Origin of the sequence: Psychroserpens sp. SPM9 (genome assembly GCF_025153525.1) — a bacterium.
Taxonomy (GTDB): domain Bacteria; phylum Bacteroidota; class Bacteroidia; order Flavobacteriales; family Flavobacteriaceae; genus Psychroserpens.
On sequence record NZ_JANZNR010000003.1, the window covers coordinates 295465 to 309224 of the forward strand.

Genomic DNA, 13760 nt, shown 5'->3' on the forward strand with positions numbered 1-13760 from the left:
TCGTTGAGAATCGCATTTGTATAGTAGTATGTTTTTTTGATTTTCTTATAAGTGAATCACTTCATCATAAGCATCAGCAACAGCTTCCATAACCGCTTCACTCATAGTTGGGTGAGGATGTATGGCTTTTAAAACTTCATGTCCTGTAGTTTCAAGCTTACGTCCTAATACGGCTTCAGCAATCATATCGGTCACACCTGCGCCAATCATATGGCATCCTAACCATTCGCCATATTTAGCATCAAAGATAACTTTAACAAAACCTTCTTTGTTTCCTCCAGCACTGGCTTTTCCAGATGCAGAGAACGGGAACTTTCCAACTTTAATATCTAGACCTTGTTCTTTTGCTTGCTTTTCGGTTAAACCTACACTTGCAATTTCTGGCGTACAATAGGTACAACCTGGTACATTTCCGTAGTCGATAGCTTCAACATGCTGACCAGCAATTTTTTCAACACATAAAATACCTTCCGCCGAAGCAACGTGTGCTAGAGCTTGTCCAGGTGTTACATCACCAATAGCATAGTAACCTGGAATGTTGGTTTGGTAGTAATCATTGACTAAAATTTTATCTCTATCTACAGCAATACCAACGTCTTCTAATCCAATATTTTCGATGTTAGACTTGATGCCTACAGCAGATAAAACCAAATCAGCTTCTAAAATTTCTTCTCCTTTTTTAGTTTTAACAGTCGCTTTAACACCTGTTCCTGAGGTATCAACCGAAGTTACTTCTGCAGAAGTCATAATTTTGATTCCGCTTTTCTTAAATGAACGTTCTAATTGCTTAGATACATCTTCATCTTCAACAGGTACGATACTAGGTAAATATTCAACGATAGTGACTTCAGTACCTATAGAATTGTAGAAATAGGCAAACTCAACACCAATAGCTCCAGAACCAACTACAATCATTTTCTTTGGTTGTTTCTCCAGAGACATGGCTTGTCTGTAACCAATAACTTTTTTACCATCTTGAGGTAAACTTGGTAATTCACGAGAGCGCGCTCCAGTGGCAATGATGATATGATCTGCACTGTAATCTTTTCCGTCGACTTCAACTTTTTTTCCAGTTTTAAGCGTACCGAAACCTTCAATGACATCAATCTTGTTTTTCTTCATTAAAAATTTCACACCATTACTCATGCCTTCAGCAACACCACGACTACGTTTAACGACAGCAGTAAAATCTTTATCATATTCTTTAACTGATAGTCCGTAATCTTCAGCATGCTTTAAATATTCAAAAACCTGAGCAGATTTAAGTAAGGCCTTCGTTGGGATACAACCCCAATTTAGACAAACACCACCTAAACTTTCTTTCTCAATAACGGCTGTTTTAAATCCTAATTGAGATGCTCTAATTGCTGCAACGTAGCCTCCAGGACCACTACCAAGTACTATAATATCGTATTTACTCATGAGTCTTTTTTTGTCTTAATTTTAAGGTTACGAAGTTACAAAACCTAATTGTAATATTAAAGGTCATCGGTAAAATGTCTGCGACCTTTTTCTTTACTGAATTTTTCTTGGTTATAAGTTGCTGATTTTCCTTTAGGAATAGATAGGGATTTCCAATTCTTTCCTTGGTTTAACTTTCCCAAAAACACTAATTGTCCCACATGATATGCGTAATGTGCCAATTGCCTGTTAATCGCTTCAGTTACCGTGTGTCCTTGATTCCTTATATATATGATGCGCTCCAAATCATTTGCAGTTAATGGTGTGATGGCGTCAAATAAACAAGCCCATCCATGGTTCCAGTAATGTAAAACTTCTGCTTTGCTTTTAAAGGAATCTTCAAATTCTGCATCGCGTTGTCGCCATTCTTTTTCACCATCTTCAGTTAAAAAATGGGTCCATCTGCTTAACATATTTCCAACCATATGTTTAACAATAATGGCAATAGAGTTGGAGTCTTCAGCAAATTCATGCTTAATTTCATCAAATGTCAAAGCAGTAATGGTTTTGTCTCCAAGTGATTTATAATATTCAAATTGTTTGGTGACACTTATTAGATAAGAATTTTCCATAACACTTAATTTATAAGCATAAAAATAGCACTACAAAATCTTAAAAACGATGTTTAACGATAGTTAGATTTTATAATGCTATTGTATAATTTTTTATGAGTACTTACTTCTCAGGTACAAATATGAGGGCAACACCATTAATACAATGACGCTTTCCTGTGGTTTGTCTTGGTCCATCATCAAACACGTGTCCAAGGTGTCCGCCACAAGTCGCACAATGTTCTTCAACGCGTGTATAACCTAAATGGTTGTCGGTAGAATAAGCAACATTACCTTTGATTTCACGATCAAAACTTGGCCAGCCTGTACCCGAATCAAATTTGTGTTTGCTTTTAAATAATGCCGTGTTACAAGCCGCACAATGAAAAGTACCTTTTCGGTATTCTTTATTAAGCGGACTCGTAAAAGCGCGTTCGGTACCAGCTTCTCTTAAGACGTAATATTGTTCGGCAGTTAATTCTTTTTTCCATTCATCATCAGTTTTTGATACAGGAAAGGTTGCTTTCACTTTGGCTTCTTTTTTTTGTGCTGACGAATTGCAGCTAAAAAACATGCTGAGTGTAAGTAATATTATTATCTTTTTCATGGTATAAAAATAAGGTGTTTTTTGAATATTTTAAGTCGGAATAAAAAACCAAAACTTACGAAAACGTTGTAAATTCAAATATCGCACTATATTAATACGAGTTGCCACTAAATTTATTAATTTCACAATCTTAATACTAATTAACCAACAATATGCAAAACCAAAGTCGTGTAGTCATAGATGCGGTTTCTCCTCAAATTAATGGCGGAGAGTTTTTTATCAAACGCGTTCTTAATGAAATTGTAAATGTAGATGCTCATGTTTTAGTAGACGGCCATGATGTGATTGCCGCATCTGTTTTGTACAAACATGAGAGTCAGCGTAAATGGAATGAAGTACGAATGCAGCCTGTTGAAAATGATGAGTGGAAGGCAGCTTTTTTTGTTGAGAAACAAGGGTTTTATGCTTATAAAGTGCAAGGTTGGGTTGATTATGCACTCAACTGGCAACATGGTATAGAACGCAAGATTGACGATAATCAACATGTAAAATCTGAACTTTTAGAAGGGATAACGCTTTTAGAACCTTTATTAAAAAAAGCCTCTAAAGAAGAAAAGGAGTTTTTGCAGTCCTGTATCAATGATTTTGCTTCTGAAGCCAATTATGATGCCGCTGTGAATGCTGCTAAAAGTCAGGAGCTTCATCAGATTTTTGTGAAATATCCTGAAAAGCACCTTGCGAACGAATCAAAAACGTTTGAGATTTATGTCGATAGAAAAAAAGCAAGGTTTAGTACCTGGTATGAATTTTTTCCACGTTCTGCTTCAGAAGTTGAAGGGCAACACGGAACCTTTAAAGACTGTGAACGCTTATTGCCAAGAGTGGCGAAAATGGGGTTTGATACCTTGTATTTTCCACCAGTGCATCCCATTGGAGAAGTAAACCGAAAGGGAAAAAACAACACGACCGAAGCTCAGGACGGCGACGTGGGTTCTGCCTGGGGAATTGGTTCTAAACATGGTGGTCATAAAGATTTACATCCGCAATTAGGATCGGTAAAAGATTTTAAAAGTCTGATCAAAAAAGCGAAAGATCTCAATATTGAAATTGCCATGGATTACGCTTTGCAGGCTGCGCCAGATCATCCATGGGTAACCTCGCATCCCGATTGGTTTAAATGGCGTCCCGATGGGACTGTTCAATATGCAGAGAATCCTCCAAAAAAATACCAAGATATTTTGCCTATTTACTGGGAAAGTAAGGATTATAAAAACCTCTGGGAAGAATGTTTAGATGCAATGCTCTATTGGATTGATTGTGGAATTCATGTGTTTCGCGTTGATAATCCGCATACAAAACCTTACTATTTCTGGAACTGGCTCATTTCCGAAGTCAAGAAAAAACATCCAGATGTGATTTTTCTGGCAGAAGCATTTACCAAACCTAAAGTGATGCAACGTCTCGCTAAAGAAGGATATACACAGTCTTACACTTATTTTACTTGGCGAGATAATAAGCATGAACTGATGACTTATATGAATGAGTTAACGCAGACTGAAATGCGTGACTATATGCAGCCAAACTTCTGGCCAAATACTCCAGATATTAATCCGTTTCATTTACAAGGTGCTAACGAGTCAAAATACCTTCAGCGTTATGCTCTGGCAGCAACACTGAGTTCTAGTATTGGTATTTACGGACCAGTATTTGAGCAAATGATTAGTGATGCTATTCCTGGAAAAGAAGAATATTATATGTCTGAGAAATTTCAACTCAAACATTACGATTGGTTCAAGGACAATAAACTAACCTTATTGATTTCAAAAATCAATACCATTAGACATGAAAATGAAGCCTTGCAACAAACCAATAATATTAAGTTTTGCACTATTGAAAATGATAATTTGCTGGCGTTTTATAAGTGGAATCAAGACCGTTCGAATGAGTTGTTAATCATCATTAGTCTGGATCAATACTATTCGCAACAGGCGAATGTGCAACTACCATTACAAGACTTAGGTATTCATCACGGACAACAACTTCGTGTTGAAGATTTGGTAACAGGAAGTAGCTATAACTGGCACAGTGAATGGAATTTTGTAGAGTTGCATCCAACGCTTCCATTTCATATCTTTAAGATAAATAAATAAAATGGCTAAAAAAGCAACGCAACCGACAACATTACAACCACCTTATAATTTTGATGATAAGTGGGAAGAGCTTCTTGAAAACAAACAGTTTATCAAGGTGTTTTTGTCGGATGTGTTAGAAGATTATATTATCAAGCAACGTTGGTATGGCGGCAAAGCCAGTCAGCTTAAATACATTGAACTGGCTGAATATTTTAGAATTCAGCAGCATGGCGAAGTCTATTACGGACTCATTTTAGAAGTCAATTTTACCGAAGCCTTTTACCAGCATTATTTTTTACCAATTGCTTTTGTCTCCGACGAGAATTTTGCGCAAGACGATCGTATTTTGCCTATTAGTATTCAAGATCAGGAAGGTTTCATTATAGATGCTATGAACCTGGAAGCCTTTAGAAAAGTTGTCTTTGAACGTATTTTAACAGCGCTACCTAAAGATAAAACGCGAGTACGTTATCATAAAAGTGAACTGTTTAAAGATTGCCAGTACGAGTCTTCACGATTCATGGGAATGGAGCAAAGTAACACCTCAATCGTTTATAACGAAAAATATGTATTGAAGTTTTTCAGACGTATTTATGCCGACCGTAATCCTGACTATGAAATGAGTCGGTTTTTATCAGATAAGAAAGATTTTAAAAACACACCAGCTTATTTGGGAAGTATTCAGATTAAAGATCAGGAAAACACCAATATTACTATTGGATTAATGCAAGAAATGGTCGAAAATCAAGGCGATGCTTGGGAATACATGCTATCCGAATTTCATAAAGTATTTTCAAACTTAGAATACAAGAAAATCAAGGTTTCAAAATTACCAAGAACCGAAGATTTTGGTCGCCTTCAAATTATAGATGTACCGCCAGAAATTATAGATTGGGTAGGACTAAATGTATTTACTAAGATTCAAACACTGGCAAAGCGTACAGCAGAAATGCACATTGCTTTAGGGAGTGAGTTTGAAGATACAGCCTTTACACCAACACATTTTAATGGCGATTATACGGTTTGGTTAAAAAATAGGTTGCTCTATCAATTTCAAAACAGATTAAATACCATAGAGAATAGTTTGCATAAACTAGACGGATTGGCTTTAGAGTTAGCGCACGAATTTCTGGATAAGAAAAATGAAATCAGAAAGCGGTTTGTTAATTTCGACTGGACCAAATTAAAAGGAGAACGCATACGTGTTCATGGGGATTATCACTTAGGGCAAGTATTGGTTAAAGATGATGACTTCTATATTCTCGATTTTGAAGGAGAACCCGAAAGCACCATCCGTGACCGGAAAGTGAAGCAACCACCATTAAAGGATGTTGCCGGTTTGTTTAGGTCATTTCATTATGCTATTTATGCGACAATTTTTAACAATATTGAATTGTATAAACAAGAACAAGCAGAACTTTTTGAAGCAGGTGAAATACTTTACCAATACTTAAAAGGGGTCTTTTTAGGAACTTATATTATCAAAATTCAAGAAGCCAATTTAAATATTGGTTATAATCAAGAGCGTATATTTTTACTAAAATATGCAATGCTCGAAAAAGCAGTCTATGAATTAGGCTACGAACTAAATTCACGTCCGCGTTGGGCAGTCATTCCCTTAAAAGGAATTTCAAATATCATTAATAACTAGCTTATGGCAAATGTAATTGCACACAGTCTTTTCACCGATTTTGATATTAACTTATTCAAATCAGGAAAGCATTATAAACTCTACGAAAAAATGGGGTCACACATTCTGACTTTAGATGGAATTGAAGGCACCTATTTTGCGGTTTGGGCACCAAGTGCAAAAATGGTTTCGGTGATTGGAGATTTCAATTTTTGGGTTGAAGGCGAACACAAACTTAATGTACGCTGGGATGAAAGTGGTATCTGGGAAGGGTTTATACCAGGAGCCGGAAAAGGGAGTGCTTACAAGTACAAAATACAAAGTCATAATAATGATATAAAAACTGAAAAAGCCGATCCTTATGCGAGACGTTGTGAGCATCCACCAAAAACAGCTTCAATTGTTTGGGACGAACCTTACAAATGGAAGGATAGCAAATGGATGAAAAAGCGTAAAAAGCATAATGCTTTAAATGCGCCTTATTCAGTATATGAAGTACATTTAGGATCCTGGAAACGCAAACTTGATAACGAATTTTTAAGCTATGAAGAACTTGCTGATGACTTAGTGAGCTATGTCAAAGACATGAATTTTACGCATGTTGAATTGATGCCAGTTATGGAATATCCTTACGACCCGAGTTGGGGCTATCAGCTCACAGGTTACTTTGCGCCAACGTCGCGATTTGGGTATCCTGAAGCGTTCAAGTTACTTGTTGATAAATTGCATCAAAATGATATCGGAATCATCCTCGATTGGGTGCCTTCTCATTTTCCAGAAGATGCACACGGATTGGGATTTTTTGATGGTTCGTGTTTGTATGAGCATCCCGACAAACGCAAAGGCTATCATCCCGATTGGAAGAGTCTTATTTTTAACTACGGAAGAAACGAAGTCAAATCATTTTTAATTAGTAATGCCATTTTTTGGTTAGAACAGTATCATGCTGATGGGTTACGGGTTGACGCAGTGGCATCGATGTTATTTCTAGATTACAGTAGAGATGAAGGCGAGTGGGAACCCAATATGTATGGTGGCCGCGAAAACCTAGAAGCCATGTCGTTTTTAAGAGAAATGAACGAGGCAGTTTACAATATGTTTCCTGATGTGCAAACCATTGCTGAAGAATCTACGTCGTTTCCAATGGTCTCAAAACCTACATTTTTAGGAGGTTTAGGCTTTGGAATGAAATGGATGATGGGCTGGATGCACGATACCTTACAGTATTTTGCAAAAGAACCTGTTTACAGAAAACACCATCAGAATGATTTGACATTCTCAATGACTTATGCGTTTACCGAAAATTTTATGCTGCCTTTAAGTCATGATGAAGTGGTTTATGGTAAACATTCCATATTAGGTAGGATGCCTGGAGATGAGTGGCAACGTTTTGCTAACTTACGATTACTCTACAGTTATATGTTTACGCATCCAGGAACTAAGTTGTTATTTCAAGGTGCCGAATTTGGTCAAAGCGAAGAATGGAATTTCCAACAGAGTTTAGACTGGCACTTACTTGAATATAAACCTCATAAAGGAGTCCAAGAATTACTTAAAGACTTAAACGCTTTTTATAAGTCAGAACCTGCTTTACACGAGAAACAATTTTCAGCTGAAGGCTTTGAGTGGATTGATTATAATGATGCCGAAAATTCGGTTTTAGTCTATATCCGAAAAGGAGAGAAGCGAAAAGACGACATTATTATAGCTTGTAATATGACACCAGTTTCAAGAGAAAACTACAGAATAGGGCTTCCGAAGAAAGGCAAACTTAAAGAGGTATTTAATAGTGATCAAAGGGCCTATTTTGGTAGTGGTGAATTTCAGAATAAACCCTTAACATCGCAAAAAGAAGCTTGGCAATTTAGAGATGATTCCGTAGAAATAACAATTCCACCTCTAGGGATGGTTGCTTTTAAATACGTTTAGTATTACATAAAAAAGCAGCAGTTTTTTTCTTTTATTAATAATATTGATAACCGAAATCGTTATAGTTGATAATTCGTTGTAATTACTAATTACATTCCTTTTTTTCGTCCTAATTTTTCCGTTTTTTTACATGACTTTTGCAAAAGAAATTACCATATGATTGTAAATACAGAATTAGAAAGTAAAGGAAATTTATTTCCTTCCAATATAATAGATTTTAAAAAAGACGTTGACACCTTATATTTTACTACCGAAAATGAAGTCATCTTACAGTTAACCGTTGTAAGAGATAGTGTGTTACGCTTTCGATATACCACCACCGGAAAATTTGAAAATGATTTTTCGTATGCCATTACCAAATACGCCAGTCGCGGGTACAATAAATTAGAGATTGAAGATTTAAAAACCCATTATAAAATTTCGACATCTAAACTCATTTGTCATATTGATAAAGACACCTTAAAGGTACAATTGTTTGATGCTGCTGATGGCTTAGCCATTAGCCAGGATGAAATAGGATTTCACTGGGAAGAAAGCTATGAGCATGGCGGAAATATCGTGAAAATGAGTAAAGTGTCTAATGATGGCGAAAGTTATTTCGGCTTAGGAGACAAACCCAACCATTTAAATTTAAAAGGGAAACGCTACGAAAACTGGGTAACCGATTCGTATGCTTACGGAAAAGATACCGATCCTATTTATAAGGCGATTCCTTTCTATACAGGATTACACCACAACAGAGCTTACGGCATCTTTTTCGATAATTCGTTTCGTTCGTTTTTTGATTTTGCACATGAACGTAGAAATGTCACAAGTTTCTGGGCTCAAGGTGGTGAAATGAATTATTATTTCATTTATGGACCACAAATGACCGAAGTGGTTGAAAGTTATACCGATTTAACAGGAAAACCTCATTTGCTACCGCCATTATGGGCCTTAGGGTTTCATCAATGTAAGTGGAGTTACTATCCTGAAAGCAAAGTTAAAGAGATTACGTCTACATTTAGAAAACTTCAAATCCCGTGTGATGCAATCTATCTAGATATAGATTATATGGACGGGTTTCGCTGTTTTACATGGAATAAAGACTACTTCCCTGATCCGAAACGTATGGTGAAGGAACTGGCTGATGACGGATTCAAAACTGTCGCCATAATAGACCCAGGAATTAAAATTGATAAAGATTATTCGGTATTTAAAGAAGCCTTAGATAACGACTACTTTTGCAAGCGAGCAGATGGTCCTTATATGAAAGGTAAGGTATGGCCAGGCGAATGTTATTTCCCAGATTATACAAAACCTGAAGTTAGAGATTGGTGGTCTGGATTGTTTAAAGAACTCATCGAAGATATTGGAGTTAAAGGTGTTTGGAACGATATGAACGAACCAGCTGTCATGGAAGTGCCTAATAAAACATTTCCTGATGATGTACGTCATGATTACGATGGAAACCCTTGTAGCCACCGAAAAGCCCACAATATTTACGGGATGCAGATGGCAAGAGCTACTTACCAAGGTCTTAAAAAGTTCTCCTATCCAAAACGTCCGTTTGTAATTACACGTTCGGCATACTCGGGAACACAGCGTTATACGTCTACATGGACAGGCGATAATGTGGCTACTTGGGAGCATTTATGGATTGCTAATGTGCAAGCACAACGTATGGCAATGTCTGGATTTAGTTTTGCTGGAAGTGATATTGGCGGATTTGCAGAACAGCCGCAAGGAGAATTGTTTACACGCTGGATTCAATTAGGAATCTTTCATCCTTTTTTTAGAGTGCATTCTTCAGGTGATCATGGCGATCAAGAACCTTGGGCTTTTGATACCGATGTGACAGATGTTGTGCGTAAGTTTATCGAAATTCGTTATGAATTATTACCGTATTTATACACTGCGTTTTGGCATTATGTAGAGCAGGGCACACCATTATTAAAGTCATTAGTACTATACGATCAAGAAGATGTGCAAACTCATTATAGAACGGATGAATTTATCTTCGGAAATCAGATTTTAGCATGCCCAGTATTAGAACCAAATGCAAAAGGACGTCGTATGTACATCCCCAAAGGGAATTGGTTTAATTTCTGGACAGATGAAGTTATAAAAGGTGGAAAAGAAATGTGGGTTGATGCCGATATTGATAGCATGCCTATTTTTGTAAAAGAAGGGGCTATTATTCCAAAGTATCCAAAGCAACAATACGTTGGAGAGAAGCAAATTGAATCGGTTATTTTAGAAGCATATTTTAAAACAGGAAAAGAAAGTTCTCAGCTGTTTGACGATGCACACGATGGTTATGATTATACAAAAGGACGTTACAGTTACCGAACCTTTAAATTATTGGGTAAATCGAACGAGCTCATTATTCAGCAACATAAAGAAGGAAAATTTAACGCCAGCTATAAAACCTTTGAATTACGAATTCATGGTTTACCTTTTGAAATTAAAGAGATTCAGTTAGATAATGTTATCATTCCTCTTGATCATGTCAAATCAAATGGCATCTCTACAATGACCATAGATAAAGAGTTTACAGAGCTACATTTAATAGGGAAATAAAAATCTTCGTTTTTTTTGTGACAAAATATTAATGTATTGTGTCAAAATTATAGAGATTCATTTCGTAAATTTAGCTTACATTAAAACTAATAACTATGAGTATTAAAAATAAAATTGTAGCGATCAGTGCTTTAGCACTATTTTTATCATGTGCTACAAATCCATTTACAGGAAAGAAAACCTTAGCATTGGTGCCTAATTCGCAGTTGTTTCCAACTGCATTTGCTCAGTACGATCAATTTTTGACCGAAAATAATGTCGTTACTGGTACTGCCGATTCTGAAATGATTAAACGCGTGGGACAACGAATTGCTGTCGCAGCAGAACGTTGGTTAAATGCTAATGGTCATCAAGGTTATTTAGATGATTACAAATGGGAGTACAATTTGGTGAATGATAAAACTGTGAACGCTTGGTGTATGCCTGGCGGAAAAATTGTGTTTTATACTGGAATTTTACCAATCGCTCAAAATGAAACAGGTATAGCTGCTATCATGGGGCACGAAGTTGCTCATGCCTTAGCAAACCATGGTCAACAACGTATGAGTGCCGGAATGCTTCAGCAATTAGGAGCCGTTGCAGGAAACGTTGCTATAAAAGATGAACAAACCCGCGGCATTTTTAATCAAGCCTATGGCATTGGAAGTAATGTTGGTGTGATGTTACCTTTTAGCAGAAGCCACGAAACACAGTCGGATGAAATCGGATTATATTTAATGGCCATTGCTGGCTATAATCCAGATGAAGCTGCAGAGCTATGGAAACGTATGAAAGCAAATAGTGGAGGAGAAGCACCACCTGAGTTTTTAAGCACACATCCATCTAATGATACGAGAATTAGTAATTTACAACAATGGGCTCCAAAAGCAAAAGCTGAAGCTAAGAAATTTGGTATTGATTCATTTAGACCTTTAGGTAACTTTTAATTGTATTGATTAAAAATTATAGTAATTTAGAAGCTGTCCAATCAAGGGCAGCTTTTTTAATTTATAATTATGGCAAACCTAGAAAAAGGAAGTAAAAAACTTCTTAATGCTTGGGCATTTTATGATTGGGCAAATTCTGTTTATACTTTAACCATTGCGTCTTCGATATTTCCATTGTTTTATTCAACACTTTTTTTAACAGATGATGAAACGATAAGAGCATTTGGATTTGACTTTGATCACACAGCCTTAATTTTTTATGTCACAGCCTTTACTTTTTTAGTCGTTGCATTTACTTCGCCAATTTTATCAGGTATTGCAGATTATGTCGGAAATAAAAAGAGCTTTATGAAATTCTTTTGTTATACTGGTGGGTTGGGATGTATTGGTTTGTATTGGTTCAGCAAAGACACTATTTATTTAAGTCTCATTTTTTATTTCATGGGCTTGATTGGTTATTGGGGAAGCCTTGTATTTTATAATTCATATTTACCAGATATAGCTTTCGAAGATCAACAAGATAGTATCAGTGCAAAAGGGTTTTCTATGGGTTATATAGGAAGCGTAGTACTACTCCTTTTAAATTTAGGAATGGTTATGTATCCAGATCTTTTTGGTTTCGATATTGGAGAAACAGAAGCTGATAAGAACGCAGCATCGGTTGAAGCGATGAGAACGTCTTTTATTACAGTTGGTGTTTGGTGGATTTTGTTTAGCCAATATACATTTTATATGTTGCCTAAAGGTGTATCAAAAGGGCATAAAGTAACTAAATCTGTTGTGTTTAATGGTTTGAAAGAATTGAAACTAGTATGGTTACAATTAAAAGAAAATTTGCAGTTAAAAAGGTTTCTCTATGCTTTTTTTATATATAGTATGGCAGTACAAACTATTATGCTAGTAGCAACTTATTTTGGAGAACAAGAAATTGCTTGGGATGATAGTAGTCATAAGACTTTCGGGCTTATTATTAGTATTTTAGTGATACAGATTGTTGCAGTTTTTGGAGCCTTCTTGACCTCTAGGGCCTCTTCTAAATTTGGAAATATTAAAACCTTAATCGTTATCAATTTTATTTGGATGGCTTTATGTGTTTTTGCCTATTTTGTAACATTACCTATTCATTTTTATATCACAGCTGCTTTTGTAGGACTAGTTATGGGCGGAATTCAATCTTTATCGCGTTCTACATATTCAAAATTTTTACCAGATACAGAAGATACGACGTCGTACTTTAGCTTTTTTGATGTTGCTGAAAAAATAGGAATTGTTATAGGTATGGCCATTTATGCAACTACTGTACAACTTAGTACCATGCGAAACGCCATATTATTCCTTTTTGTTTTCTTTATGTTCGGAATTATTTTATTGTACCGAGTTCCTAAGCAAAACAAATAAATTAGTATGTTTGTTAAACAACGAATCCATTTATATAACATGAAAAAATATAGCTTACTATTTTGTTTATTTATGCTCCTATGTGCATTTACTTGTGAAAATGAACCTTTAGAAGGAGATTTCACTAATGAGAACACAGATACTAATCCGTCTTCATTATTGGGTACTTGGTCTTTAGTTGAATTTAATGCAGATATTATTTCAGAATCTAGCTTTGCTGGACAAGAGTTTATTGTAGATTTTACTACTGAAGCTGTAAGTTCTGATTATGAGTTGGTGTTTTCAGAATCTAGCTATACCGTTGAGGGAGACTATGAATTAATGTCCTCAACTACAGTTGATGGAGAGACAACAAGTTATACCGATTCTTATACTAACGTAAGTGGTTCTGGCGTGTATTCTACAAGTGGAAATATAATGACGATTGATGGTTCTTTTTTTGAATTAGATATCGAAGGCTCGCCCACAGAAGTTGCCCAAGGAGAACAAATGGCAGAGTTTGAATTAAGTGCCGACGGACAAACATTAACCTTTTTTCAAGATGAAGTTCAAATTGAAGATGAAAGTGGTTTTGTAGTTACAATTTCTACTGTGTCATCATCGGTTTGGCAAAAAACATTATAA

General features: G+C 36.0%; 10 protein-coding genes. 7 read left to right on the forward strand and 3 right to left on the reverse strand.

Annotated elements, in window-relative coordinates; all coding sequences use genetic code 11:
* Positions 1 to 45: 45 nt before the first annotated feature.
* The 3 genes from lpdA to msrB all read right to left on the reverse strand — a co-directional run bounded on the left by lpdA (position 46) and on the right by msrB (position 2619).
* Positions 46 to 1422, reverse strand: coding sequence for a dihydrolipoyl dehydrogenase (gene lpdA, locus N4270_RS07715; RefSeq protein WP_260096448.1), 1377 nt, complete (start codon positions 1420 to 1422; stop codon positions 46 to 48).
* 56 nt (positions 1423 to 1478) lie between these two features.
* Positions 1479 to 2033 (reverse strand): DUF1572 domain-containing protein, encoded by a 555-nt coding sequence (locus N4270_RS07720; protein ID WP_260096449.1) that lies wholly within the window; start codon positions 2031 to 2033, stop codon positions 1479 to 1481.
* A 103-nt stretch (positions 2034 to 2136) separates the two neighbouring features.
* A complete protein-coding gene (gene msrB, locus N4270_RS07725) occupies positions 2137 to 2619 on the reverse strand; it encodes a peptide-methionine (R)-S-oxide reductase MsrB (protein WP_260096450.1) in 483 nt (160 codons plus the stop codon).
* A gap of 152 nt (positions 2620 to 2771) precedes the next feature.
* Here msrB and N4270_RS07730 point away from each other — a divergent pair, with 152 nt between their 5' ends.
* The 7 genes from N4270_RS07730 to N4270_RS07760 all read left to right on the forward strand — a co-directional run bounded on the left by N4270_RS07730 (position 2772) and on the right by N4270_RS07760 (position 13760).
* Positions 2772 to 4709: an alpha-1,4-glucan--maltose-1-phosphate maltosyltransferase gene (locus tag N4270_RS07730; RefSeq protein WP_260096451.1), complete on the forward strand. Its 1938-nt coding sequence runs from the start codon at positions 2772 to 2774 to the stop codon at positions 4707 to 4709.
* A 1-nt stretch (position 4710) separates the two neighbouring features.
* Complete coding sequence (locus N4270_RS07735; protein ID WP_260096452.1) at positions 4711 to 6342, forward strand: trehalose synthase; 1632 nt, start codon at positions 4711 to 4713, stop codon at positions 6340 to 6342.
* Between the two features lie 3 nt (positions 6343 to 6345).
* The gene (gene glgB, locus N4270_RS07740; RefSeq protein ID WP_260096453.1) at positions 6346 to 8250 is read left to right on the forward strand and encodes a 1,4-alpha-glucan branching protein GlgB; all 1905 of its coding nucleotides are present in this window, start codon (positions 6346 to 6348) and stop codon (positions 8248 to 8250) included.
* Positions 8251 to 8406: 156 nt separating this feature from the next.
* Positions 8407 to 10812: a glycoside hydrolase family 31 protein gene (locus tag N4270_RS07745; protein WP_260096454.1), complete on the forward strand. Its 2406-nt coding sequence runs from the start codon at positions 8407 to 8409 to the stop codon at positions 10810 to 10812.
* Between the two features lie 95 nt (positions 10813 to 10907).
* Entirely contained in the window at positions 10908 to 11738 is an 831-nt protein-coding gene (locus tag N4270_RS07750; protein ID WP_260096455.1) for a M48 family metallopeptidase, read from the forward strand.
* 69 nt (positions 11739 to 11807) lie between these two features.
* The gene (locus N4270_RS07755; RefSeq protein ID WP_260096456.1) at positions 11808 to 13136 is read left to right on the forward strand and encodes an MFS transporter; all 1329 of its coding nucleotides are present in this window, start codon (positions 11808 to 11810) and stop codon (positions 13134 to 13136) included.
* Between the two features lie 39 nt (positions 13137 to 13175).
* Positions 13176 to 13760, forward strand: coding sequence for a hypothetical protein (locus N4270_RS07760; protein ID WP_260096457.1), 585 nt, complete (start codon positions 13176 to 13178; stop codon positions 13758 to 13760).